The sequence below is a fragment of the Spirosoma endophyticum genome (genome assembly GCF_900112365.1).
Lineage (GTDB): Bacteria > Bacteroidota > Bacteroidia > Cytophagales > Spirosomataceae > Spirosoma > Spirosoma endophyticum.
Genome location: NZ_FOLQ01000006.1, coordinates 117834 through 142770 on the forward strand (window position 1 = coordinate 117834; position 24937 = coordinate 142770).

General features: G+C 47.9%; 18 protein-coding genes. 7 read left to right on the forward strand and 11 right to left on the reverse strand.

Going from position 1 to position 24937, the window contains the following annotated elements; genetic code table 11:
• Window positions 1-66: 66 nt before the first annotated feature.
• A complete protein-coding gene (gene rlmB, locus BM202_RS17180) occupies window positions 67-900 on the reverse strand; it encodes a 23S rRNA (guanosine(2251)-2'-O)-methyltransferase RlmB (RefSeq protein WP_177236611.1) in 834 nt (277 codons plus the stop codon).
• The gene (locus BM202_RS17185) at window positions 873-2339 is read right to left on the reverse strand and encodes a GWxTD domain-containing protein (RefSeq protein ID WP_093828289.1); all 1467 of its coding nucleotides are present in this window, start codon (window positions 2337-2339) and stop codon (window positions 873-875) included. The genes rlmB and BM202_RS17185 overlap by 28 nt, the downstream gene beginning before the upstream one ends.
• Before the next feature lie 203 nt (window positions 2340-2542).
• Between BM202_RS17185 and BM202_RS17190 the strand changes: the two genes are divergently transcribed.
• Window positions 2543-3310 (forward strand): class I SAM-dependent methyltransferase, encoded by a 768-nt coding sequence (locus BM202_RS17190; protein ID WP_093828291.1) that lies wholly within the window; start codon window positions 2543-2545, stop codon window positions 3308-3310.
• Between the two features lie 68 nt (window positions 3311-3378).
• Here the strand turns inward: BM202_RS17190 and BM202_RS17195 are convergent, their stop codons facing one another.
• On the reverse strand, window positions 3379-5727 hold the full coding sequence (locus BM202_RS17195) for an FdhF/YdeP family oxidoreductase (RefSeq protein WP_093828293.1): 2349 nt from the start codon (window positions 5725-5727) through the stop codon (window positions 3379-3381).
• Between the two features lie 73 nt (window positions 5728-5800).
• A complete protein-coding gene (locus BM202_RS17200; RefSeq protein ID WP_093828295.1) occupies window positions 5801-6859 on the reverse strand; it encodes an App1 family protein in 1059 nt (352 codons plus the stop codon).
• Window positions 6860-6969: 110 nt separating this feature from the next.
• Between BM202_RS17200 and BM202_RS17205 the strand changes: the two genes are divergently transcribed.
• Window positions 6970-7848 (forward strand): diacylglycerol/lipid kinase family protein, encoded by an 879-nt coding sequence (locus tag BM202_RS17205; RefSeq protein WP_093828297.1) that lies wholly within the window; start codon window positions 6970-6972, stop codon window positions 7846-7848.
• On the opposite strand, the gene fdhD is transcribed toward BM202_RS17205, so the two are convergent.
• The 3 genes from fdhD to pyrR all read right to left on the reverse strand — a co-directional run bounded on the left by fdhD (window position 7845) and on the right by pyrR (window position 12069).
• Window positions 7845-8690, reverse strand: a complete 846-nt coding sequence (gene fdhD / locus BM202_RS17210; RefSeq protein WP_093828299.1) for a formate dehydrogenase accessory sulfurtransferase FdhD — start codon at window positions 8688-8690, stop codon at window positions 7845-7847. The two genes, BM202_RS17205 and fdhD, sit on opposite strands and share 4 nt — an antisense overlap.
• Before the next feature lie 60 nt (window positions 8691-8750).
• Window positions 8751-11285 (reverse strand): DUF5686 and carboxypeptidase-like regulatory domain-containing protein, encoded by a 2535-nt coding sequence (locus BM202_RS17215; RefSeq protein ID WP_245776697.1) that lies wholly within the window; start codon window positions 11283-11285, stop codon window positions 8751-8753.
• 244 nt (window positions 11286-11529) lie between these two features.
• The gene (gene pyrR, locus BM202_RS17220; protein WP_093828303.1) at window positions 11530-12069 is read right to left on the reverse strand and encodes a bifunctional pyr operon transcriptional regulator/uracil phosphoribosyltransferase PyrR; all 540 of its coding nucleotides are present in this window, start codon (window positions 12067-12069) and stop codon (window positions 11530-11532) included.
• A gap of 138 nt (window positions 12070-12207) precedes the next feature.
• Here pyrR and BM202_RS17225 point away from each other — a divergent pair, with 138 nt between their 5' ends.
• The 5 genes from BM202_RS17225 to BM202_RS17240 all read left to right on the forward strand — a co-directional run bounded on the left by BM202_RS17225 (window position 12208) and on the right by BM202_RS17240 (window position 15965).
• Entirely contained in the window at window positions 12208-13197 is a 990-nt protein-coding gene (locus BM202_RS17225) for a hypothetical protein (protein ID WP_245776698.1), read from the forward strand.
• 30 nt (window positions 13198-13227) lie between these two features.
• Window positions 13228-13374 carry a gliding motility-associated C-terminal domain-containing protein gene (locus tag BM202_RS38245; protein WP_245776699.1) on the forward strand — a complete coding sequence of 49 codons (147 nt, stop codon included), beginning with the start codon at window positions 13228-13230 and terminating at the stop codon, window positions 13372-13374.
• A gap of 3 nt (window positions 13375-13377) precedes the next feature.
• Complete coding sequence (gene pth / locus BM202_RS17230; protein WP_093828305.1) at window positions 13378-13938, forward strand: aminoacyl-tRNA hydrolase; 561 nt, start codon at window positions 13378-13380, stop codon at window positions 13936-13938.
• A 240-nt stretch (window positions 13939-14178) separates the two neighbouring features.
• Window positions 14179-14637: a hypothetical protein gene (locus tag BM202_RS17235; protein WP_093828307.1), complete on the forward strand. Its 459-nt coding sequence runs from the start codon at window positions 14179-14181 to the stop codon at window positions 14635-14637.
• A 224-nt stretch (window positions 14638-14861) separates the two neighbouring features.
• Window positions 14862-15965, forward strand: coding sequence for a nucleotidyltransferase domain-containing protein (locus BM202_RS17240; protein ID WP_093828309.1), 1104 nt, complete (start codon window positions 14862-14864; stop codon window positions 15963-15965).
• A gap of 489 nt (window positions 15966-16454) precedes the next feature.
• On the opposite strand, the gene BM202_RS17245 is transcribed toward BM202_RS17240, so the two are convergent.
• The 4 genes from BM202_RS17245 to BM202_RS17260 all read right to left on the reverse strand — a co-directional run bounded on the left by BM202_RS17245 (window position 16455) and on the right by BM202_RS17260 (window position 24934).
• Entirely contained in the window at window positions 16455-16847 is a 393-nt protein-coding gene (locus tag BM202_RS17245; RefSeq protein ID WP_093828311.1) for a hypothetical protein, read from the reverse strand.
• Window positions 16848-17292: 445 nt separating this feature from the next.
• Complete coding sequence (locus BM202_RS17250; RefSeq protein ID WP_177236612.1) at window positions 17293-19800, reverse strand: TonB dependent receptor; 2508 nt, start codon at window positions 19798-19800, stop codon at window positions 17293-17295.
• A gap of 319 nt (window positions 19801-20119) precedes the next feature.
• Complete coding sequence (locus tag BM202_RS17255; RefSeq protein ID WP_093828313.1) at window positions 20120-20854, reverse strand: outer membrane beta-barrel protein; 735 nt, start codon at window positions 20852-20854, stop codon at window positions 20120-20122.
• Window positions 20855-21067: 213 nt separating this feature from the next.
• The gene (locus tag BM202_RS17260) at window positions 21068-24934 is read right to left on the reverse strand and encodes a PAS domain S-box protein (RefSeq protein WP_093828315.1); all 3867 of its coding nucleotides are present in this window, start codon (window positions 24932-24934) and stop codon (window positions 21068-21070) included.
• Window positions 24935-24937: the final 3 nt, after the last annotated feature.

Below are 24937 nucleotides of genomic sequence, written 5' to 3' on the forward strand. Positions count from 1 at the left end.
CGACTGTTGATAAGTCGGTCTTTTTGTTTTTTATAAAATTTGTTTTCTATATCGTTTTATCAAAAGCTATACTGCGTTTGCCGCTACAGTACGTTGTCTTACCGCTTCATAAAGTACTACGCCGGTAGCAACTGACACGTTGAGCGAGCCCACAGCACCCAACAATGGAATCTTAACGTGCGTATCCACCATTCTGAGCAGTTCAGGCGAGATGCCGTCTTCTTCCGAACCCATAATAATGGCCAGCGGTCCAGTTAGATTGGTACTACGCTCGTAGAGATCACGACTTGATTTTTCGGTACAGGCCACCACTGTGATGCCTGATTCCTGCAAGTATTTCACGGTTTCAGTGAGTTCGGCTTCGCGGCAAACCGAGATATGGTTCAGTGCACCCGACGACGTTTTCATAGCGTCGGAATTGATAGCGGCAGCTCCCCGGCCCGGAATGACAATGCATTGTACGCCCGTACATTCGGCGGTGCGGGCGATAGCCCCGAAATTCCGAACATCAGTAATACGGTCGAGAAGCAGGAAAAAGGGTGCTTCGCCCCGTTCAAATACGTCGGCGATGACGTTGGACAGTTTAACGTATTGAACCTGAGCAACCAGACAAACCACACCCTGGTGATTTTTGCGGGTTAGCCGATCCAGTTTTTCGACCGGCACGCGCTGGATCGTAACACGGTTTTGAAAAGCCAGATTCTGAATATCGGGATTGCTCAACTCCCGTTCCATATATAGCTTATCAATCTGCTGATCGGACTTGAGTGTCTCGATAACGGACTGAATACCAAATACCATTTCGTCGGGTTGCGGACGAAACTGCGGTCTTGACCCACCGGGTCGGGAATGATTCGTTTTATTCGGGCGATTTACTCGCGGATTGCGCCGGTTCTCCATGCTTCGACAATCGGGTACCAAATCGGCTGATATTCTATGTAGCGCACCAGTTCGTAGTGATCCTCGACAAATTGATTCGGTTTCTTCGTAAATGTAAAATTAACCTCCGAGACATTGGCCCGGCGATTATAAACCCACACTTCGCGTTCCCGGTTCCGTTGCACTCGATCTGGGGCACCAAGCACGATATAGATCATGCCTTTATCGGTCTTCCAGCCTTCTTTATAACTCGTAAACAGGCGATTGGCTTCTTCAACCCGATCGAAGTAAGCTTTCAGCGTTTTCCGGGCTACTTCTTCATTTCCCGACATCAGGCTCAGCCAGTACCGATCAAAGGCTTTTTTGACGTCCTGCGCCTGATTCAGTTCGCCGATTTCTGTGCTGGTGCTCATGTATAGCACCGGTTTGATGAGCTTTTCGGGGCGGGTTAGTTTCGGGAACCGTTTGTCGGCAACCACTAAACCAATGCCCGATGCATCGGTTGTATCTTCCACAAAATAATATAACCCTTCACGGGGCAGCACAAACGGCTGATTCGTCGTGATCGTGAGTGTCGAATCAACGTTAAGCGATTTAGACGCTGGCCGGGGCGACGTATTCATGGGCGATGAAGCCGCATCGAAATCATGCCGGTAGCGAACGCCATACAATGACTTATTTGTACCGCTGACATCCCGGATAATAACCGTATCGCCCGCATTTACGTAGCTACGTAGTTGCGGCTTTTGGCCAGTCTTATCGAATAAGCTGAATCGGTCGCTCAATCTGGGCGCCCGGAATCGTAACGACAAATCATTTCGTGCCTTCGTGCCGCTACTAGTTTCCGTAATTTCAGTGAGCAAAACTGCATTGACAGCATCTTTTGGGCGTTTTATGTCAAACGTCAGGGTAAGGTGATCACCTTCCTGCCCAACCGTCTGGGCATTGAGCGGCACCGTGCCATAACCCAACCGTTCGCGGTTGTTGTAGTCAGGATACATGACATAGGCAATCAGAAAATGTTCCGAAAAATCGGTTGGGTTCAACACAGGGGCACCCATTGGCGTTTTGGCCGTTAAGTCCATATAAACCCGAACGCTGGTGGAGTCATTCGCTAGAAATTTCCCTTTGATGGACGTAACGACCCATTCTCCTGTCGTTTTAGTTGACAGATTTGTGCTCGTGCCCAGCGCGGGGCCATCTGTGGCAACCTTAACCGGTGGCGGTGTTTGCGCAACAGCCGGACGCGATTCGACGGGTGTAGTACTGCTTGGGCGGTCGTTCCGTTGAGACTCAGCTCGTTGACTATCGGCTGGGCGAGCGGCCGACTGGCCAGCCTGATTGTTAAGCCCTTTGGCGCGGGCATCATAGTCCGCATTGATTTTGGCCTGCTGCGTTTTTTTGGTGGTTGAGCAGCCCGATACGAGGGCAATAAGGAGCAAAGCAGATAGAATTCGCATAAACAACAGTAAAGTTGATCAACCTAAACTGACCCCAACCGGCATAGCTACAGCCTGGTTAGCGTTAATTATAACAGCCTACAAAGACATTTCTGCAGGTTGCTTACTAATAACGAAAAAATGATACCATTCGGGTTACCAGAGCCGTTCATTTTTCTTTACTTATACAAATAGACTAATTTTACGGTACGAATTACAAACGCATGTACAAAACCACTGAAATTACTTCCGCTGAAATCGCGTCGGATAATCCCGTTCACCAACGGCTTTTATTTCCTTACGTCGAAGCAGCCACCATGGTAAGCGGCAACGTCCTCGAAATCGGTTGCGGCTGGGGCCGGGGCCTCGAATTACTCAATAAAGCCGCCAAACAGTATACGGGCATCGACAAAAATCAGGAGTTAATCTCGGCGCTAAGTGCTGAGTATCCGAACGCTACGTTCATTGCCGCTAACATTCCCCCTCTCGCGGGTCTTGCTGACAATATGTTCGATTTTATCGTAACGTTTCAGGTAATTGAACATATCGAAAACGACGATTTATTTATCAGGGAAGCTCATCGGGTGCTTAAGCCGGGTGGTAAACTCCTGCTGACAACGGTCAACAAAACGTTCTCGCTCACGCGTAATCCCTGGCATGTACGGGAATACTACGCCGACGGGCTAAAATCATTGATGAACAAGTATTTTTCAGCCGTTGACACGAAGGGAATTCACGGCAACAAGAAGGTAATGACGTATTATGAGCAGAATAAGGAATCGGTCAAGAAACTAACCCGCTTCGATATTTTCAATCTGCAATACCGCTTGCCCCGCCGACTGCTGCAAGTTCCTTACGATCTGATGAACCGCCTGAACCGTAACCGGCTTCTGCAAGCCGACGGTCTTGCCGCTGAAATCAACTATACTGACTACGTAGTAAGCAACGACCCAGCCGGCAGTCTGGACTTTTTCTACGTGGCGACGAAGTAATTAGTTGCGGATCGCTTTTTTAACACGATCCGCAAGCGTTATACTAATTGCTTATTCTCAACATGTACTCACTCAGCCGCTGGCGTCACGGTAATGACGATTGATTTGGACGTAGGCGTGTGGCTTTTGTCGGCAATCGAATCAATAGGGACCAGTACGTTCGTTTCAGGAAAATAAGCCGCCGTACAACCCTGGGGAATGTTGTAAGGAATGACTAAGAACCGATGCGCCGTTCTCTTTTGCCCATTGTACTCACTGTGTAAATCCACAACCTGTTTCTCCGTAAAGCCCAGATTGGCCATATCGTCGGAGTTCATGAAAACCACCCGCCGTTCGTTATAAATACCCCGATAACGGTCATCATTACCGTAAATAGTTGTATTAAACTGGTCGTGACTACGTACCGTCATCAGCAATAACTCGCCGGGCTGTAGCTCATGATGCGTGGGCGCGTTGATCGTAAAGTGCGCTTTACCGTCTTTTGTCTTGAACTCCCGAACCCGTGGTCCGTTCGGAATGTAAAAACCACCCGGTTTCCGCACTTGCTCATTGTAGTTATCAAAGCCCGGCACTACTTTTTCAATGAGGTCACGAATTTTGTCGTAATCGGCAATCAGGGCGTCCCAATTTATGTAGTATCGACCGGGAAGGTTGGCACTGGAAGTATTGTTGTCACGTCCGACCGTCTCGGTCGGTGTTGAAAAAACTGCCTTCGCTAGCTCACCAATAATCGCTACTTCACTTTTCAGATTAGATGAAATAGGGTCTACAGAACCGTGGGACTGAGCCACGACGCCTGTAGTGCTTTCGCAGCTAACAAACTGTTCGCCAGTCGCCTGAATATCTTTGTCGGTGCGGCCCAGGCAGGGTAAAATCAGCGCGGTTTCGCCATGAATGAGGTGACTTCGGTTCAGTTTAGTCGATACGTGAACGGTCAGTTTGCAATTTTTTAAAGCATCAGCAGTATAGTTTGTATCCGAAACGGCCATAGCAAAATTGCCGCCCAGCCCAAAAAACGCCCTGGCTTTACCTTCTTTCATAGCCTTTACAGCCGCTACGGTGTCATACCCATTTTCGCGGGGTGGTTCAAATTTAAAGACCCGTTTGAGCGCGTCCAGAAATTCCGGTTTCGGCTTCTCCCAAATTCCCATCGTTCGGTCGCCCTGCACGTTGCTGTGCCCACGAATGGGGCTAGCCCCTCCCCCTTCAATACCGATACTGCCTTTCAGCAGCAGTAGATTGATAATTTCGTTGATACTGTCTACGGAATTCCGGTGCTGCGTTAGCCCCATTGCCCAGCAAATGATCAGCTTGGGCGTGTATTTGAACAGGTCAACCGCTTCCTGAATTTGTGCCACGGTCAGGCCACACTGTGCGGCCAGGTCATTTAGTTCGAACTGGTCGAGACTCTTTACGTAATCATTGTAACCCGATGTGTATTGCTGAATGAAGTTTTGGTCCAATACTTTTCCTGGTGCTTTTTTCTCTTCTTCCAGCAGGATTTTGGCCATCGCTTTCATCAGGGCGAGATCCGAATTGATACGTACCTGCAGAAATACATCCGTCAGTTTTTGCCCGCCAAACAAAATATCGCGGGGACTTTGGGGGTATTTAAAGGCCAGCAATCCGGCTTCGTGCAGCGGATTGACGGCAATGATTTTCGCGCCATTTCGTTTGGCTTCCTCCAGGGGCGTGAGCATTCGGGGCGCATTCGTGCCGGGGTTCTGCCCCATAATCATGATGACGTCGGCCTTCTCGTAGTCCTCATATTTTACCGATGCTTTACCAAGACCAAGCGAATCGGCCAGGGCCACACTGGTTGACTCATGGCACATATTCGAGCAATCGGGCATGTTGTTAGTACCAAACATCCGCACAAACAATTGATACAAAAAAGCGGCTTCGTTACTGGTACGTCCCGACGTATAAAAAATCGCTTCATCGGGCGAGTCAAGTGCCTTGAGTTGATCGGCGATGAGCTGAAAAGCATCATTCCACGAAATAGCGTCGTAATGCGTAGCCCCCGGTTTGAGTATAAGGGGCTGTGTCAGACGCCCTTGCTGCCCTAACCAGAGGTCGCCTTTCTGGAGCAATTCGGCTACGGAATAACGCTGAAACAGGACCGGCGAGGCCGTATGCTTATCCATGATTTCGTCCGCTACGGCCTTTGCCCCGCTTTCGCAGTATTCACCCAGCTTTGACCGATGTCCATCGGGGTCGGGCCAGGCGCAGGACGGGCAGTCGAACCCATCTTTCTGATTTAAGTCGGCCAATACTTTCAGGCCACGTATCAGGTCTGTGCCGTTTACAATATGCTCAAGCGATTTTACAATGGCCGTAACACCAGCGGCTTCGGTATAGGGCTTACCAACTTCAAGTTCACCGGTTAGTTCTTCGGGGGGCGTGTTCTGATCCATATTTTTACCAAAAACAGCCTCTTGCTGTTTTATTAAAAATTACTCAAACAGCAAGAGGCTGTCCGATATATTACTACGTAGCAACTAGGCCATTATCTATCGAGTGCTGTCGAGCCTCGGCACTGTGAGCAAAGTAACAATACGGTACCCCCTTTGCTTCGATTCCTACTAATTTGGCTCGGGTTTTCGGCTCATTTTTGCCATGAACCTGCCGGATATACACACAACGAATCTGAGTTGGAAAGTGCTCGACAATTGATGCATAAATTGTGGGGTCTTCCTGTGTATCATCACCCAACAAAATAAATCGTTGGTTCGGATAAGCCTCCAGTATACGCACAATGCGCATAAATTTCGTCATGTGTTTATTCTGGCCGGTTTTCAGTACGTCTTTCAATCGTTTTAACGGACTTAAAAAATAAACACCTTCGGGCAGGCCGTTCTTCTCCGAGAATTCCAGAATGTAGTCATACAGGTTCCATTCGCTGCTCGATACGTAGAAAAACGGATTGGTTGCTGCTGGGCCGCTGTTCGCTTCGGCTAGCAGTCGATAATGTGCTACAACGCCTTCGAATGGTTTTCGGGTATGGGCATTCCGGGTAAGTAACACGGTCAGTCGTTTGGTAATCGTAGCCGAATGAGAGACTAGAAACGTATCGTCAATATCTGAAATACAGGCAAATTCCGTTTGATGTGGTATTAGTACGCTCCCCTCGCTCTCGGCAAGTACAGTTTCATGTATAAGCTGTACCTGAATACGGTGCCAACCCGGCGGCAGTGGTTGCGGTAACTTAATTTCCAGTCGAAAATACCCTTCAGCATCCGTTTTTGCCTGCGCTGTCTGATCATTCGCCCAAACCTTAACGGTTGCATGCGGATAGGGTTTTACCAAAAACAATCGGATCAGACCAAGCAAATTCACCCAGATGTTGCTCCTGTATTTTGTTCGGGAGAGTGCACTTCGATGGAATACGCTACCGTGAATCGTTAGCTGATGATCATTGCCAAAACCGCGATATACCTTTACCACAGGCCGTTCGGTCAGATGCAGCCACGACAAAAGACGACCTTTTAGCCTGCCTTTCAGACTTCCGGTCTTTTCATAAATGGTTGGCGGGGACAGAGTTTCCATAACGTTCAGTCAATACACACTGCTTATAACCTTTATAAACGGTTTGAGTTATTGAAATGAGGTCTATTTGACCCATTGACTTACCACTGCTCACTAACTGCACTCCGCCGTTGACTTTTTTATTTGCCATTAATCCCGTTTCCGGTGGAAACGACAAAACCGTCTGGGAAGGCGGCATAAATGATTACTTCGCCGATTTGCCGCATACTTTCCACACGTTCTACCTCAATGGCAAAACCGACGAAGAAACGATACGCCAGCAAATTGCCCAGCACAAGCCCGATCGGGTAGTAGCTGTCGGGGGCGATGGCACCATAAAAATCGTGGCCACTCAATTGCTTGGGACCAATATTCTGCTTGGTGTTTTACCAGCCGGTTCGGCCAATGGCATGGCCCGTGAATTAAGTATCCCTTCTGGCGTTCACGAAAGTCTAGATGTGCTGGTGAACGGGACGCCTAAGCCACTGGACATTATTTCGGTAAACGACGGCAACATCTGTTTGCACCTCAGCGATATTGGCCTGAACGCTCAATTAGTTAAACATTATCAACAATACAATTTGCGAGGCAAGTGGGGTTACCTGAAAGGGGTTGTGAACGTATTGCAGAAACGGCGATTGATGCGGGTGTCCATTACGGTTGGGGATGAGTGTATAAACCGGGCAGCCTTCATGGTCGTACTGGCTAACGCCCGCATGTATGGCACTGGTGCTGTTATCAATCCCGATGGCGATCCCTTCGACGGGAAGTTCGAAGTCGTTATTTTCCGGCAATTATCGTTCTGGGAAATTGTAAAGTTATTCTGGCAGTATCGGCCGTTTGATCCCAAAAAGATTGAAATTCATCCCGCTACGTCTGTCCATATCGAAACGCATCGACGGGCTTACTTTCAGGTTGATGGCGAATACCAGGGACGTATCACTCAGTTAAAAGCCGCTATTCAACCGGGTGCTTTATCGATACTTGTGCCACACAACGCACTCGCTTAAGCAGATTGCATGAGTCGTACCCGGCTGGGCTCGCTGTACAGATTAAAACGGTTATCTCTGACAAAACCGGCGACTGTCATGCCGGCTTCCTGCGCCATTTGCACAGCCAGACTGGAGGGTGCACCCACGGCGGCCAGCATTGAAACGCCCGCCCGCCAACTCTTCTGCACCAGTTCCACACCGATACGTCCGCTCAGGAAAACACCGTAATTACTCAGGGGTAACCAATTTTGCCAGAAAGCCGCTCCGATGAGCTTATCCAGCGCATTATGACGCCCAATGTCTTCCCGAACAAGTAGCAATTTCCCGTCAGCATCGAACAGAGCGGCTGCATGAATACCTCCCGTGTAGGCAAAGGCCCGTTGCGCTTCACGAACATGGTCGGGCAATGTATGCAATATGGCAGGTTCGACGGTAAAATCAGACAGGATTGGGCCAGCCGTGAGTGCCATAACAGCCTCGATCGTCGTTTTGCCACACAGCCCACAACTCGACGATGTGAACGTATTTCGTTCCAGTCTTGCCCAGTCCACCACTACGTCAGGATGCAATTCAACCCGTAGTACGTTACCCTCCTTAGCTGAATCCTGCACGCAATGGCGACACGAAACTATATCGGAGGGTCGCTGAATAATGCCTTCAGTGAACAGAAAGCCCATGCCCAGTTCTTCATCATGACCGGGCGTCCGCATCGTGACCGACACTGATCGCTGTTGCCGATCGGTAACTGGACCAAAACCCAGTTGAATTTCCAGCGGTTCCTCAACAGCCAGCAAGTCGGGAGACTCCGTTATGCTTTCACCAATGATTTTATGAACGGTAACAGGGGCAACAAGAGACATGACAGTAACTAGCTATTTGTTCAATAACTCGTTGTGCTCTTAAATGATTACGAAATGACGTCAAAAGCTGATAGTTGCCGATGCTTTCAAGGCAAATGAGTTAAGCGGTATGTTGTTAGGGCCGTCATCCAGATAATTTAGCCGGTGAATCGCCTGGATACGTATCAACTTAAAGATATTGTCGATCCCATAACCGACCTCCATATAGGGTTTATTACCATCGAGCGCCCCAAAATAAATAGGTCTTACACCATCCGGCAGGGGTTTACGCGACGCAACAGCCTCATTGGCCTTCGACATACTTCCCCACAACGCATCAACGTTAGCGATCAATCGCCAGTTGAATTTTCGAATGCCCGGTATGCGATTGAACAATAGCCCTTCAAAGCGATGCTGGACATGAATGGCCACAAAACGATCGCTGACGAACTCATAAAACTGCATTCGGTTGAAGGTGTTGGTCGTCAATAGCGGAGTTGGATTTCCAATGTGCGGAAACAACAGCGGAGCCGGTAATGTAGAGGGTGTATAACCCGCCGACAGCAGATAGGTGGTGCGGCCAAGCGGGCCAAGCCGAAACGTTTGCTGCGCTCGTAACGTAAACCGATCGTAATTGAAGTCGCCACCCAGCATTTTAGATCCACGGGTATAGCGCAATGTCAGGACAGGGGCCCGTTTGGTGCCAAGTGTAATCCGCTCATTGCCATCCATTAAATATTTTTCTTTGCGGGCTAGCCGAGCTTCAACGGCCCAGTACGCATCGTTATACTCAGATCGCAGTGTCGACTGATCACCTAATTCGGGGTCTACCCGATAGCGAAATGGAAATAGCGGATCAAATGTCCGGCTGCCCAGCATAGCCGTCAGGAGAATTCCTTTAACGGGTTCTGTTTTAAAGAACACTTCTTTCTGATAGCTCTGATATCCACCCCGATAGCGCCCAAATCGGCTGAAGGCGTAAAAAATACGATTGCCTCCAATCAACTCAGGCGTCAGCCCCAATCGTTCCAGATCGTTAGCGATACGAACGCCGGCTATGGTCCAATGCTGCCGCGAGAATAGATAATCTATTTCGGCTCCGTATTTAAACTGGGCATCCAGTGTGCCATAAGCGACATACCCACGTAGCACCAGGTTACGACTAAACTGCTCGTTGGTACGAAAGCCTATCCGGGTTCGTAACCCTTCAACGCTGTTCACCGCGAATAGATAAGGATATGGCCCAATGTCGAGCCCCCCTGCTTTAAGAAAACCCGTAACAGCAACCTGCCCGATAGCCTCGGCCACTTTCACAGCCGGAACTGCCCGTAGTTTTGCGATTATTTCACGGGCTTTCTGGTCCTCTTTACTCAAGGAATCGGCTCCAGCAAGTGTACTCTGTACCGTATGCCAGTACGCTTCGTTCGTCGTGGCGACCGTATCGCTTGGCTCGATGGGCTGTTCGTAAAAGAGTATTGGATGCGGTCGGTTGACTACTACGTTGCTATTGCGCAGGGTCACCTGCGCCCGCATTCCAAGCGATTGCTTTCCAACGCCCGTCAGGTTGGCGGTCAGTTTGATACTCACAGGCAACCAACCCGCAGAAGCTGTTTTACTGGCGCTGGAATCGACCGTTGTTTCCAGTTCCTGCTCGATGGTCAGGCCACGCACGTAATTCAGGTTAGCATCTTTGCCAATGCGCGTTTCAATCTGGCAAAGGGCAAAAGACGTGGTATCGATCCAGGCTTTCCCGATAAAGACCAGGTCTTCGGGCCGTTTGGGATCGAAGTGAATTTCGTAACAGACGTGATCACCAATCTGCGTAGTATCGGCCAGAAAGAATTCGTACCAGTTCTTCCAGTTATCGCCAATGGGTGACGCAAAATCCTTACCCAGAATCGGAATATAGTTGTCGTAGAAGTTTTGGCTGACCAGGTTTGTCCCGCCCAGTAATTGCGAACTCAGACCGGCATCGTCAACGGCTACACCTTTGATGCGGGTTTTACGAATATCTTCACGTTTTCGCTCGGGGCTACTTCTAAAATAATAGCGGGATACCGACTCCGAAGCCAGCAGCGGAAGCAGCCGATGGCCTTCATCGTCCACGATCGAATCCTGCTTGCTCATGGCCTCGTTGATCCGCTTGATCAGCGGATTCTTCCGCATCCGTTCCGTTACGTGGCTCAGTGCAATTTCCGTCTTTACGTAACTGTCGTATTCATACGCTGACAGCCGCTTGCGGTCATTGATCGTCCTATTTTTCCGAACCTGACGGAGCACGCGCCACGCGGGATTTTCACCTGCTTTTACGGTGACTTCCTGCAGGGCCGTCCCAGACGACTCCAGCTTGAAATCAACCGCTTGGGTAGGTCTTTCCGGATCAATAGCCCGACGAAGAGGTTTGTAGCCCAGCGAGCTGACAGCCAGCGAGTCCGTCAAAATTTTAACAGTCAGCGTATAATGGCCTTTTTCGTCGCTGACCGTACCACTCCGACGCCCAACGAGGGCCACACTGGCAAATGGGATGGGATCTCCGGTTCGGGAATCGGTCACCAAACCGGTGACGGTGTAGACAGTTTGTGCCCTGGCTTCAGTACCCAGATAAGAAACTATCAAGAAAAGAAGTAGAAGTAGATTCAGAGGCCTCATTTTAGGTAATTACGGTCGGCTAAATTACAAAAAAACCGACAATCCAAATTACGTATATACCCTCAAAATCGGACAAATAAATCCTTAATTATTAGAACATCAATATTATCTGTTTTCTGCCTCTAAACAGTTATATATACTTAGCCAAAATGATTACTAAATGAGTATTTTCATCAGAGTAGTCTGAACGTATCTACTTTGGCTGCATAGCTCAGCCAACGAGCCAGATTCGGTCGGCGTCGGCACCTTGTTCCGTCCATTCAACCAGTACCTGCTGCGACTCAAGGGTGTTGACACGCATGCCTGTATAATCGGGTTTGATGGGAAGGTCGCGGTTGTACCGTCGATCAATCAGCACCAGCAGTTCAACTTTGCGGGGTCGACCAAAGGCGGTCATGGCATCCAGAGCAGCCCGAACCATACGGCCCGTTGCCAATACATCATCGATCAGAATTACGCGCTTATTCTCAATAATAAACGGCACATTCGTTGTGTTCGGACGTAGTGGCGTGTCGCGACGACGGAAATCATCGCGGTAGAACGTAGCATCCAGATAGCCCAGCGGTACGTTATGACCTAGCGCCCGATTGACTTCGCGGCTGACACGTTCAGCGAAATAAATCCCCCGCGGCTGCATCCCCAAAAGAACAGTATCGCTAAAGTCTTGGTGATTTTCGATCAATTGCTGCGCCAGGCGGCTAATAACGATTTCGAGCAGCGGGCTGGACAGAATCAGGCGTTGTTGGTTCATCGGGTAAAAATAAGCGATTAAACGAACATTCTGCTTGACAACGACAGCGTAGCCAATTCATGAATCACACAAATGCATAATTGTCACTACTTTAGCGGTAACAACGGGTGAAGCCATTATGTAAAAACTTCGTTAGCGATGAAACAAGGGTTTACAAGCTGCCTTTCCCTTTTGTTGGGGCTGCTGGCTATCGTGAGCAAGGCGCAGAACGTAGCGGGCTACTGGCTTGGCATTACCTATCCGACTGATCCGAATCAGATCGTGTATAACTATACCATGACCCTTACCCAAACGGGAAGCACCCTTGGCGGTACAGCACAAACATCTGTTCCTGATGTACCTTTCGGAGGGGTAGCCTATTTGTCAGGGCAGGTCACGCCATCGTTTGTTACGTTTAGTGAGGCCGACAAAAACGGGAGTACAGAAATTAAAGATCTTTGCTTCTGGCGGGGAAAACTTATGTATAACCCTGCGGACGAGAGTCTGATTGGTACCTACGAAAGTATCGCTAACGGCACAACCTGCGAAGACTCATCGGGCGGCAAAGTCGAGTTATACCGAATTGTGCTAAAATCGGGTACTAGGTTTTGCAAAGGCAGCCCGGTTAATCTCGTCGTTACGGGTAAAAACATTAAATGGTATTCGTCGAGAGCTAAAACCAGCGTACTGGCTACAGGTAATACATACAGCCCAAAACCTGGTACGTATACGCTGGTGGCGAAGGATGGAACAGGATGCACGATCAAGCAGAATATCAGCGTGGCCCCCAGAACGGGCCCTCAATTGGAAGATGTTCAAACAACTCCCGAAGAATGCGGCAAAGAAAACGGCGTCATCTCAGTAGCTGGCAGCCGTGTGACAGGCCCCACAGATTACTCGCTCGATGGGCAAACGTATCAACGTAGCGCCGATTTTTCGGGACTGAAGGCCGGGAATTATGTCATTACGGCCCGAGACACAAATAACTGTGTGGTTACTCAGTCCGTATTGATCGAGCTCGATTGCCCTAGAATCGTTTATATACCAACCGCCTTTTCGCCTAATGCTGACCAGATTAACGATGTTTTTACGACACACTTCGCCTTTCCTTCTGTTACAGTTTCCCGCTTTACGGTTTACGACCGATGAGGTGTTGTCATGTATAATCATACTAATTTTGTGCTTTTAAACAGTGAACCCATTTGGGATGGGCAAGTCAATGGTCATTCGGCGCCAGCAGGTATGTATGTGTACCGGCTGGATTGTCAGTTTCCCGACGGCACTCAAACCAGCTATCACGAATCGGTAGCTTTATTGAATCAATAGCAAATGAAATTTCTGATTGTTGGCCTGGGCAACATAGGGCCTGAATATTCTCTCACCCGCCATAACGCCGGGTTTATGGTACTCGATCGGATGGCTGCACAACACGGCTTCACCTTCTCGATGACGCGTCTGGCGTATACCGCCAAATGGCAGCACAAAGGCAAGCAGTTATTTTTTGTGAAGCCCACTACGTATATGAACCTTAGCGGAAAGGCTGTACTGTATTATATGAAGCAGGAAAACATTCCCATTGAAAACCTGCTGGTTATCACTGACGACAAAGACTTACCGTTTGATAAGCTGCGCCTGAAACCCAAAGGTTCGGCGGGGGGGCATAACGGCCTACGGAGTATCGATGAATCGTTGGGTACGCAGGAATACGCCCGATTGCGGGTAGGTATTGGCAACAATTTCTCTAGAGGAAAGCAAGTTGACTTCGTACTGGGACAGTTTCCGGAAGATGAATTGATCCAATTACCGGCTTATCTGGACCGCGCGGGCGATGCTGCGCTCACTTTTTGTACTATGGGCATACAAGCAGCGATGAATAATTACAACCAATGATATAACATTTTAAAGAATATTTCAATTTTTCCAAAACGTATAAAGAAGAACTGACCTCCCATTATCGCAGAATTTTATACTGTTTCCTTGCAATACGTATCGACCCATTCCATAAAATTCTCTCTAAACCGCATTAAATTCGGAACAAAATTCCGATACGGCCCTATACGGGGTTTGCACTTTCAAACTTTCTATAGACCTTTGTGCGTTATCTGATTGAAACAAAAATAGAACAAAACAATGAAAACGCGTGTTATCTTTGCATCACTGGTTCTTGGATTAGGATTAGTAAATACTTTGGCAACCGCGGCTACCACCACCAACACTGATGATAGCCCGGCAGCCAACAAGCCGGCAAGTACGATGCTTGTCAATGGTTCGCAGAAGCAATTTGCTTCGTATGCAGAACTTAACATTGCCAAGTTTGTAAATACTACCAACTGGCAGAACTTTATGAGTGTTGTCTCGTTGTACAACCAAAATCCGACCGCTGTGCTGAACATCAGCCCTGCCGATCGTATCAAGTTCAACGAAGCGGCTCTTCAACTAACTGATAAACTGGCCAAGCAGAAAGATGCAAACGCCAGTAACTGGACAAAACAGGTTGGCCACACAGCCCGGATGATCAACTTCCTCTGGAATGCGAACCAATCCACTAGCGAAACGCCTGATGTTCAGCACTTTGGAATAAATATCTAAAAATTAGGTATTTGGAACAGAAAAGAGTAAAAGTTAGTTTTTCATGTAGAAAAGGTTAAGGGTTTAGGAATAGTCAGTATAAGGTTCTCCGCTTCGATCGGGGAACCTTATCTTTTTTTAAGGATTTTTGGTTTTCTTATAGACTAGTTTTGTCAAGTTCTACACTAGCGATACGTATGTTTCGCACCGAATAAAACCGGCAAGAATTCAAAAAACCAATCTCAATGACCATTCAAAACCTTCGAGACCGTAACCTAATTTTATTCGAGTGCATAAGCGGCAGCCGCGCCTACGGTACCGACCTGCCTACATCTGACACTGATATTCGAGGGGTATTTCTTCTACCTCAGGCTGATCTTTACGGATTGAATTACGTTGAGCAGGTTAACGATGACAAGAACGATGTGGTTTTTTATGAGCTGCGCCGGTTTGTCGAATTGCTTTCCAAAAACAACCCTAACATTCTCGAACTTCTCTGCGCTCCAGCTGACTGTATTCTCCAGAAGCATCCGCTGTTCGACCTGTTAAAGCCTACTGACTTTCTATCAAAACTCTGCAAAGACACCTTTGCTGGTTATGCCGTCAGCCAGATTAAAAAAGCGCGGGGCTTGAACAAGAAAATCCTGAATCCACTGCCGAAGGAGCGAAAATCTCTGCTCAACTTTTGCTACGTACTGGAAGGCAGTGCTTCTTCAGCCGGGTCAAAACCTGTCCTGGACTGGTTAGCGGCTCATGGCTGGAAACAGGAAAATTGCGGTCTGGCAAGCGTTCCGCATGCCCGTGATGTATATGCACTTTTCTACGACGAAACAGCTACGTTAGGTTTTCAGGGAATTATCTCAGGCAAAGAGTCAACCGAAGTATCATTGAGCAGTATCCCCAAAAATGCTACGTTACTGGCGTACCTGTCTGTGAATCATGACGGATATTCCAGTTACTGCAAAGATTATCGGGAGTATTGGGATTGGGTTGAGAAACGTAACGACGCTCGGTATCAGAACACGCTCAATCACGGCAAAAACTACGATGCCAAAAATATGATGCATACGTTCCGCTTGCTGGATATGGCGACGGAGATTCTGGAAACTGGCCAGGTTATTGTACGTCGGCCAAACCATGCTGAACTCTTAAACATTCGGTCGGGTGCGTTCGCGTATGATGATTTGATCAAACAAGCGGAAGAGAAAGTGGCCCGAATTGAAGCAGCAGCTATTATAAGTCCTCTCCCCGATCGACCAGATTTGGTCCAAATTGAACGGGTTCTGGTGGACTTACGAATAGCGCTGTATAATTGGCCGGACGTATCCCAAAACCTTGACCTGCTCTAATCCTTTTTTAAACCTGAATCGGATCTACAATGCCAATGTTTGAGGTGGCCAACAAAAAAGCCCCAACCAATCGATCGGGGCGTGTAGCATCAAATTATATAATGGTAGACTGGCAAAAAAGTGGAAAGTCACCCCGATAGTAGGATTGTTCATAACGATGATAGAATCGTTTACAATGCCCATTAATATCTAGCTCAGCCCGACCAGACGACCGAATCGCTACGTTGCGTGAAGCATACTACTTATGCAGAGCCTTATTCCGCCATTACAGACTTTATTTCCCAGCATAAGTTAATAAGAAAACAGCCGCTACTCAATTGAGCAACGGCTGTCTGAATTCCTTGTTAATACTCATGGTACGGGTTGCGTAACGATACGGTTGCGTCAGGACGCAGAATTTTCGATTTCATTTCTGCGCTTGTCAAACGATTATGATTCAGTACGCCGTAAATTGGAAAGGCAAATGACGATAAGGCTGTTGCCGTTGAATTATTTGGGAGCTGTCATTTCGGGTTCAATGTATTCGTTGGATAATTCTACCCAAAGGGTATTCCACTCAGTTTCCAGCGAATCCATCTGCTGATATAATGTTTCTTTCTTGTGTTCAATGGCGGCAATATGCTTCTTTTTGTCCGGCTCATTCGCTTTGGCCTGGCGAGCAATATCTTCGCTGTATTGGACATATACACGCGTTAATTCCTTATGTTTCTCCAGGGTTGTGCTACTTTTAATATAACGCGGGTCACTCAATAATGACTTATGAGCAGATTTGTTCTTTAAATCGTTAACGACCAGTCCCTGTCGCATTACCACAATCCCGCAAAGGATCAGGGCTACGCCCAGCAGGACAACAAACGAGCCGATTATAATATGAGTGTTCATGGCCTTCAATATACATCTTTTTCCTTTTCGCTCAACCGGGCTCTTATCTACGCCAACACATAAAGCTAATCTTGTTGCCACTATTGGCCTTTTTAATCGCAATTTAACTGCCGGAGAGCCAGTTCTGTTTTACGTCAGGCTGATTTAGTGACAATCCAACAGCCTACCTTTTGCGTATGTCCAGAATGGACTGTGTTGGTCCTACGATAAATACTGAAGCCGGACAACCGCTGCCTGATTGGGTAGCGGTTGTTTTTTTATCATTTCCCCTAAATCTCTACTGGTTAGGCACAAAAAAGCCATGCTTCAAGGTGAGCATGGCTTTCGCGTTTTCTTAACCTAAACTAAAAATCTTATCTAAAAAATGTAACCTGTATCCTGTTTGTAAACCAGATTGAGACCCTACCCTCATTCTTATACAGGCTACATTATTCGCTATTTCTGTTTAATTCCCTGCTTTTACCCGATTCTGCTCAGCTGATGTGGCCGAATTCCGATCACGAGCCCCTTTTAGATTCTGATTGCCGAAACGATACGTGAACGTCAGCATGATTCTGCGACTCTCCCAGCGCGATGCTACGTGGAAATTGATGTCCTGAACCACAGCCCGACCATTAAAATGGTTCAGCCAGAAAGGGTCGTTGATATTGAGTTTAACGTTCCCTTTGCCTTCCATCACTTTCTTTTGCACCCCTACGCTAAAGCCACCCATTGGCTGCGCCCGATAGAAACCATATTGCGAGGCCGAATTGTACCAGCCGGATAGTTCAGCCGACATCGTTTTGTTCAGCGTGAAATTCTGGGACGTGTACAGATTGTAAGCCACTAACTTTACTTCGTAAGGCGTGCCCGAATAGAACGTCTGGTAATTCTGGTAATACGTATTGATGTTATTCTGCATCCGCCACCATTTAGCCACGACTACCGGAAAACTTACGTTCAGGCTTACATTATCTAAATGACCCTGATTTTCAGCGGTTACATAGGTTATGTTTTCAGCGGGAATCTGCCGGGGCGTTTCCTGGTTAATAAAATCCGTTGTGCGACTATAACCCAGAGTCGTTGACAGAGTCCCTTTGAAAACGTGCGTCAGTTCAACCGAGTTGGTGTATTGTGGTCGTAGAAACGGGTTTCCTTTTTGATAGGTGTATGGATCGAGATAGAACACAAACGGATTCAGGTTCTGGTAATCCGGACGGTCAATCCGGCGACTGAACGACAAATTCAGTACGTTATTCGTGTCTAACTGGCGTGACAGAAATACAGTCGGGAAGAGATTCAGGTAGTTACGATCAACGGTTTGATTCAGCGTAACCGACGTACCAATTGAGTGCGTGTGCTCGGCCCGCAACCCCGTCTGAACTTTCAACTTACCGAACTTACCAGCGTAGTTAATGTAGGCGGCATTGATGTTTTCGGTGTATTTGAACTGGTTCGAGCGGCTGGCATCGAATAACCACTGGCGGCTTTCCTGCTGCAACGTATCGTAAAGGGTGTTGTTATCGGCATTAACAAAGCTACTTTTCAGGCCGGTTTCAAACTTGCCGCCGTTTTTTAATGGATGCACGTAATCTGTTTTGAAAGCCAGAATATTAATGGTCGATGGCATGTTATTACGCACATCCTGATTCGGACGAACCGGCAGAATTTCAGGACCATAATAGACTGTACTCAAGTCATTGTTATTCTTACCGCCGTAGTGAACAAAGTCGCCATCAATGGTCCACTCCCGGCCTTTTCCGTCGAAATCATATTTGTAATTGAGGTTACCCGTAAGATTTGACAAATAATTACGGGCATCTGTTTTGGTAGCAGGCTTGCTGGTCAGCTTATGATTTTCATCACTGATGAACGTATTGTTCACCCCCGACGACCGCCAATCGTTCGAGAAACCATTGATCAACACACCAATCGTGCTTTTCTGATTGATAAAGTAATCCAGACCAGCTTTGTAGGAATGTCCCGTAAACTGATTTGGCCGGAACGAATACTGATCGAAGTAGGTGGTAGTACCGTTGAAGGGAATAGCCCGGTTGATCTCGTTACTTTGCGAACTCTGTCGATTTACATAACTATAATTCCCAAAGAAATTGATTTTCCCTTCCCGGTGGTTCAAGTTCAGCGACGTATTGAATTTTGGCAGATCGTCGCGGGCACCAGCTAAGTTATTTACCCAACCATACCCCGTGCCGATGATGAACGTACCATTGGTGCCGAAATTCTTATTTTTCTTCATCTTGATGTTGATAATCCCGGAGTTACCAGCCGCATCATATTTGGAACCTGGATTCGTGATTATCTCAATTGAAGCAATGTTATCGCTGGGTGTATTTTTGAGCAGGTTCGATACTTCCTGCTGAGACAGGTACGTTTGTTTGCCGTCGATATAGACAATAACGCCCGCTTTTCCTTTCAACTGAATTTGGTCATTCTGGCGGTCGATGGTCACACCGGGTGCTTTTTCCAGTACTTCCAGGGCGGTGTTGCCACTGGCTACGATGCTGTTCTCGACGTTCATAACCGTGCGATCAACCTGCTGCTCAATAAAGGGTTTCTGAGCAACAACCTTTACTTCAGTTAGGTTTTTCGTTTCGTCGGTCATGGCTAAAGTAGGCAATTCAAGCGCCGGATGTGATTCATCAATCGCGAACGGTGCGCTATACGTTTTATGATAACCAATTTGCTGAGCCGCTACGACATACTGACCTGCGCCAACATTATCGAATGCATATTTTCCATCGACGTCGCTGATAGCTCCTTTTACCAAGGTGGAGTCCTTCGCCTTCAGTAACATTAAGGTACTGAATTCCAGCGACTTTCCTGCTACTGTGGCTACTTTACCATTTACGGTGCCTCTCGTCAGAACCTGACCGAACGAGTTTGTCAGGCTTAGCAAAAGCAGACCATAGAAGGCCACTAATAGCAATATGTGATGAGTCAAAGGCTTTTTCATTGTCTTATTCTTTCAGAAGGTTGCTTTGTGTCTTGCACTAAGTACATGGCAAAGGTAGGTAGTGGGTATCACAAAGTACCTGTTCTTACACAAGCGGTCTGAACGCTGGGATGAGTGGATAATTACTTGGATTTACTGCGCCTTTGAAGCAATCGAGATAAAGATGCAGGCGCGAAGAGAATGTTGCATGCCAGAACCGGGATTTTTGTGATTTTATTGACCGACTATGATTTTATGCATTGGCTTTCCCTGAAAGCCAATGCATAAAATCATAGTCGGTCAATAAAATCATACAAATCCTGCGGGGCCGCCCGTGCGGTCAGAATTTGATCCCAACAGCCCACACGCTGGCGTCTGGCCCCTGTCCTGCTTTGAATGGACTATTGGGTTCATAACGTCCGAAGAGTTTCGGTTGTCCCCGGAAACCCAGCTCGGTAGTAAGTCCCCAGCGAACGGGATTCAGGCTGTAAGACCCATGTGTCCGAACGGCCGATCCGCCTTCGGGTTTTATTTTCGTGTAACTGTCCAGGCGTATACCGGCGTAAGCTCCCACGCCGAACGTCAACCCCGATCGGAACGTAACGTTCAGGATCACGGGTAAGTTAAGCTGAGTCGTAACGAGTTTTGACTTATGCAGGTCAGTGTCTGCCTGCTCAATAACAAGCTGATTATTGCGCTCAACCAACATGTTACGTCCCACCTCGGGCGACCGCTCGAACATGAAGTTGTTCCAGGCGATTTCAGGTCCCGTTACCAACCGAAGTTTTGTGGAACCCATCACGGCGAGTGGAATGCGTTTCTGCCAGGATAGTGCTACGTAGCGCGAACCAATAGGACGAAAATCGTAACCCGCAGGCAGCGACCCACCGAAATTATTGACACCAACGTAGATATGGAGATCTGATGTAATATGCTCAATTCTTCTCGTTGATTTTGTCGTCGAATACGTAGTGTAGGAACTGGAATCGGTTGGGCTGGTAGCCGTCGATTGAGCGAAGGAGGCTGTTGAAGCGGCAAGCAGAGCCATAGTGAGGATGTGGCTGAACGTTTTCATGGTTGTAAGCAAAATAAGGGTTTAGGAAAATTGAAGTTTATGCAATCCAGGTTTGTATTCTTTGTGTCATTTGGCAGGAAGATGTAAGAACAGTAGGATCAGGTTGCATGGGGTGATTGAAAATTCCTTAAACCTTATTAAAACTCACAAAAAAAGTATCAAAACCTATTGATTATCAATAGGTTTTGATACTAAAAAAAATTAAATAAAAATTTAGACGACAGGCAGGTACACAATAAACGTAGCCCCCCGACCCAGTTGGCTGACGGCCGTAATAGCCCCCCCATGATTGGTCACTACTTTCTCACAAATGGCCAGGCCGATTCCCGTACCCGCATATTTAGTTCTGCCATGTAGCCGCTGAAAAACCTGAAAAATTCGATCTATGTACTTTTCTTCAAATCCTATCCCGTTGTCAGACACGCTGATGCAGTAGTAAGCCGAAACAGGACGGATAGGTCTGATCGATAGCGGTATGTCATTAGGGCCAACTTGCTCAACCTGAATCTGAATTATCGGCCGAACGTCTGCTTTCTGAAATTTCAGCGCGTTGCTCAGTAAATTCTGGAACAGTTGACGTAGCTGGGATTCGTCGCCCAATACGGTTGGCAGGTTTCCTACCCGCACGCGAGCCTCGGCCTGTTTGATAGCTATCTCCAGGTCGTCGAGTACGCCGGCAAGTACATGATTTAAATGTACCAGGGATGTCGTTTCCTGGCGGGTTGAGATACGCGAAAAAGTTAGTAGATCTCTAATAAGTTGTGACATTCGGCTGGCTGCCGATTGCATCCGCTCCAGGTTGTCGACGCCTTCGCCCAACTGGTCAGCATATTGACTCTTCAGGATGTCACCGAACGCCTGTATCTTCCGAAGTGGCTCCTGCAAATCATGGCTAGCGATGTAAGCAAACTTTTCCAGGTTGTCGTTCGAACGCCGGAGGTCATGGTTCGACGCCAATAATTGTTCAGTACGAGCCTGCACCAGTTCTTCCAGTTCGGCTTCCAGTTCCTTCTGCTCATGAATATCGGTAGCTGTACCCACCCAAACCGTAATCACACCTTCCTCATCACGAATGGGCAACGCCCGATTCAAATGCCATCGATACATCCCATCTGCCCCCCGGCGATAGCGATTTTCCACGACAAACACAGTTCCAGTTGATAAGGCAGCCTTATACACCTCCAGCGTATGAGCCAGATCGTCGGGATGAACTACAGCTTGCCAACCCCAGGCTTTAGTTTGCTCAAAACCCAGCCCTGTGTAATCGTACCATTGCTGGTTGTAGAAATCAACTTCGCCCTGGGGCGTATTGGTCCAGGTCATGGGCGACATAGCCTCCATCAGGGAACGGAAACGTAGTTCACTCGCTTCAATTGTCCGACGGGCCAAAACCTGCTCGGTAACATCGATGGCCATGTCGAGAATGGCGTAAACCTTTCCGGCAGCGTTACGTAGCGGTTTATAGGTGAAATTAAAGTAGAAGGTTTTTAATTGCCCATCCACCATCAAATCGGCTCGAGCTTCCTGAGCGCTATATTCAATGCCCGTTGCGTATACCTGCTGAAGAATATCAAGAAACGGCTGACCTATCAATTCTGGTACGCCTTCACGCAGTGTTTTCCCGATCACCGCACTGTCCTTCCCCCAAAACTTCAACATAGCTTCGTTAGGCAGTTCAATAATCATCTCCGGGACAATGAACAAACTCGTTGCTACCGGTGCCTCTTCAATCAAATTCCGGAAACGCTGTTCGCTTTCCTGAAGGGCTCTTTTGGCTTTTACCTGACTGGTAACTTCAGTAGCAACAACCAGCACACCATTCGTCATTTCTACTTCATCCCGTACGGGTGCGTAGACAAAATTAAAGTAAGCATCTTCCAGTTTTCCCTTCCGGTGCAACTGGGCATGCATCTCATATCCATAGTGAGAAATACCTGAATCATAGACATTTTCCAATAATTCGATAAAACCCTGTCCGTCAAGTTCGGGCAAGGCTTCGATCAGAGGCAAGCCGATAATGGACATATCCTTACCCCATATTTCCAGCATGGACGTGTTCGCTGTCTCGACAACCAGATTCCGGCTATTCAGAATACCAATGGCTACTGGAGCCTGCGTGATCATATTCCGAAACCGTTCATCGCTGGCCCGGAGCTTTGCATTGGCCTCAATGCGCTCACTTATGTCCAGAATAGCGCCAATGTAGCCCGTGAAGCGCCCATCTGTTGCATACTGCGGGGTACCTGTGCAAACCACCCAACGCATTCTACCATCAGTCGCGTTAAGCACACGGAACTGACTTTCATGGTATCGGAACGCCCTGAAGTCGGCCAGAAAATGTTCAGCTGCCCGTTGACGATCTTCGATGACGACATAATTCAACCACCCATTTCCCAGGTGCTTCTCCAGGGGAACACCCGTCCAGTCAACCCATTTTGGACTTACGTAGGTAATGGCCAGGCTTTCGTCCGTAGTCCACAAAGCGGCAGTCGATGCGGTGGTAATACTTCGGAACAGTGCTTCACTGTCCCGAAGTGCCTGCCGGGTAGCTACCTCTGCACTAATATCATCTGCAATGATGATCATGCTATGGGTTTCATCCTGTGCATCGGCCACCCGCGTAACGTTCAGTTGTACCCACCGGATAGAACCATCTTTATGGATATATCGCTTAACCAGATTAAAGAAAGGCCGATCACCCCGCACAACTTCTTCGAATAACTTGCGGTTACCTTCGCGGTCTTCGGCGTGAGTTAGTTCGAAGCTGTTTAAGTGTTGTAACTCGTCAATAGAATAGCCCAGGAGCTTTGTATAAGCCTCATTGACCAGCGTAAAATTGGCCCGTTTGTCGGTGAAGGCCATACCCATCGACGTATTGTTGAAAGCAATGGTAAAACGTTCTTCCGCTTCTTTCAACGCTTTTGCACTTTCTCTCTGGCGAGTGATGTCCGTTACAATACCTGAAAAAGTGACTGACTTACCAGCCGAATTGGATAAATACTGACCCAGTACTTTGACCCAGTGTACAGACTTATCCTTCCAGATAAAACGAGCTTCGTAACTAACTGTATTTGTATCGCTGGCCATTTCGTAGGCCCGCTCCCGAATCAAACGATCATCGGGATGGATATGCTCAATAAATACGTCCCGGCTAAGGCCCGTGGTTATTTCTCCCGTTACGATGCGGGCATAGGAAGCCGAGTAAATGATTTCATTTGTGTCCATATTGACCGAAAAGGAGCCCGACCCTGCTCCTTCTACAGCTATTCTGGCCTGTTGCTCAGAAAGTTCGGCTTTCTCTTTGGCCAGCATTTCCTCGGTAATATCCTGAGCAACTCCCGAAAAACGATACGCCTGACCTGTTTCCGAGAAGTGCGTCTGGCCGATAGAACGTACCCAGCGAGATTGACCATTATCCCCTGCTCGGGTACGATATTTCAGGTCATAATGCCCGCCAGACGCTGGATTCAGTGCCCATTTTACAGCCTCTTCTACTTTGCGGCTGTCATCTGGATGAATATAGGCCAGGCTGTGTTCATAGGCCATTGCGTTGGCCCTGGGTATACCAAAAATTTCTTTGGCGCGGTCATCCCAATTAACCGTGCCAGCTAGGGGATCATACTCCCAAGTGCCTAATTGGGCCGATTGCAGGGCAAAACGTAGTCGTTCTTCACTTTCATCCCGCGCCCGTTGTAAGACAATACGCTCGGTGATGTCCTGCATGGCACCCACCATACGTATCGGCTTTCTGTCCCGATGGAGAATGTATCCCCGATCGTAGACCGTAGCGTAGGTTCCATTAGCCCGGCAAAACTGATATTCTGCCGACCAGTTCGTAGCTCCCTGTTCAATGGCCTCATGAATACTGCCTAAGACCCGATCTTTATCATCGGGATGGACATGATTATACCATAATGCTGGTCCGCTTTCGCTCACCTGTGTCTCATAGCCGAATAACGTATTAAACCCTTCGTTCCACCAAACGGTGTCGGCTTCCAGATCCCAATGCCAGACCGCATCCCGGGTGGCCTTTGTCAGCAGCTCAAACAATTCGCTGGTCGTTACTAAATCTGTATCCAATGA

Excerpts from the sequence above, each read along its gene's own strand:
- BM202_RS17185 (WP_093828289.1), bottom strand. The coding sequence starts at position 2,339 with ATGCGAATTCTATCTGCTTTGCTCCTTATTGCCCTCGTATCGGGCTGC.
- BM202_RS17200 (WP_093828295.1), bottom strand. The coding sequence starts at position 6,859 with ATGGAAACTCTGTCCCCGCCAACCATTTATGAAAAGACCGGAAGTCTG.
- fdhD (WP_093828299.1), bottom strand. The coding sequence starts at position 8,690 with ATGTCTCTTGTTGCCCCTGTTACCGTTCATAAAATCATTGGTGAAAGC.
- BM202_RS17235 (WP_093828307.1), top strand. The coding sequence starts at position 14,179 with ATGAAAACGCGTGTTATCTTTGCATCACTGGTTCTTGGATTAGGATTA.
- rlmB (WP_177236611.1), bottom strand. The coding sequence starts at position 900 with ATGGAGAACCGGCGCAATCCGCGAGTAAATCGCCCGAATAAAACGAAT.
- pyrR (WP_093828303.1), bottom strand. The coding sequence starts at position 12,069 with ATGAACCAACAACGCCTGATTCTGTCCAGCCCGCTGCTCGAAATCGTT.
- pth (WP_093828305.1), top strand. The coding sequence starts at position 13,378 with ATGAAATTTCTGATTGTTGGCCTGGGCAACATAGGGCCTGAATATTCT.
- BM202_RS17190 (WP_093828291.1), top strand. The coding sequence starts at position 2,543 with ATGTACAAAACCACTGAAATTACTTCCGCTGAAATCGCGTCGGATAAT.
- BM202_RS17240 (WP_093828309.1), top strand. The coding sequence starts at position 14,862 with ATGACCATTCAAAACCTTCGAGACCGTAACCTAATTTTATTCGAGTGC.
- BM202_RS17255 (WP_093828313.1), bottom strand. The coding sequence starts at position 20,854 with ATGAAAACGTTCAGCCACATCCTCACTATGGCTCTGCTTGCCGCTTCA.
- BM202_RS17225 (WP_245776698.1), top strand. The coding sequence starts at position 12,208 with ATGAAACAAGGGTTTACAAGCTGCCTTTCCCTTTTGTTGGGGCTGCTG.
- BM202_RS17195 (WP_093828293.1), bottom strand. The coding sequence starts at position 5,727 with ATGGATCAGAACACGCCCCCCGAAGAACTAACCGGTGAACTTGAAGTT.
- BM202_RS17250 (WP_177236612.1), bottom strand. The coding sequence starts at position 19,800 with ATGAAAAAGCCTTTGACTCATCACATATTGCTATTAGTGGCCTTCTAT.
- BM202_RS17245 (WP_093828311.1), bottom strand. The coding sequence starts at position 16,847 with ATGAACACTCATATTATAATCGGCTCGTTTGTTGTCCTGCTGGGCGTA.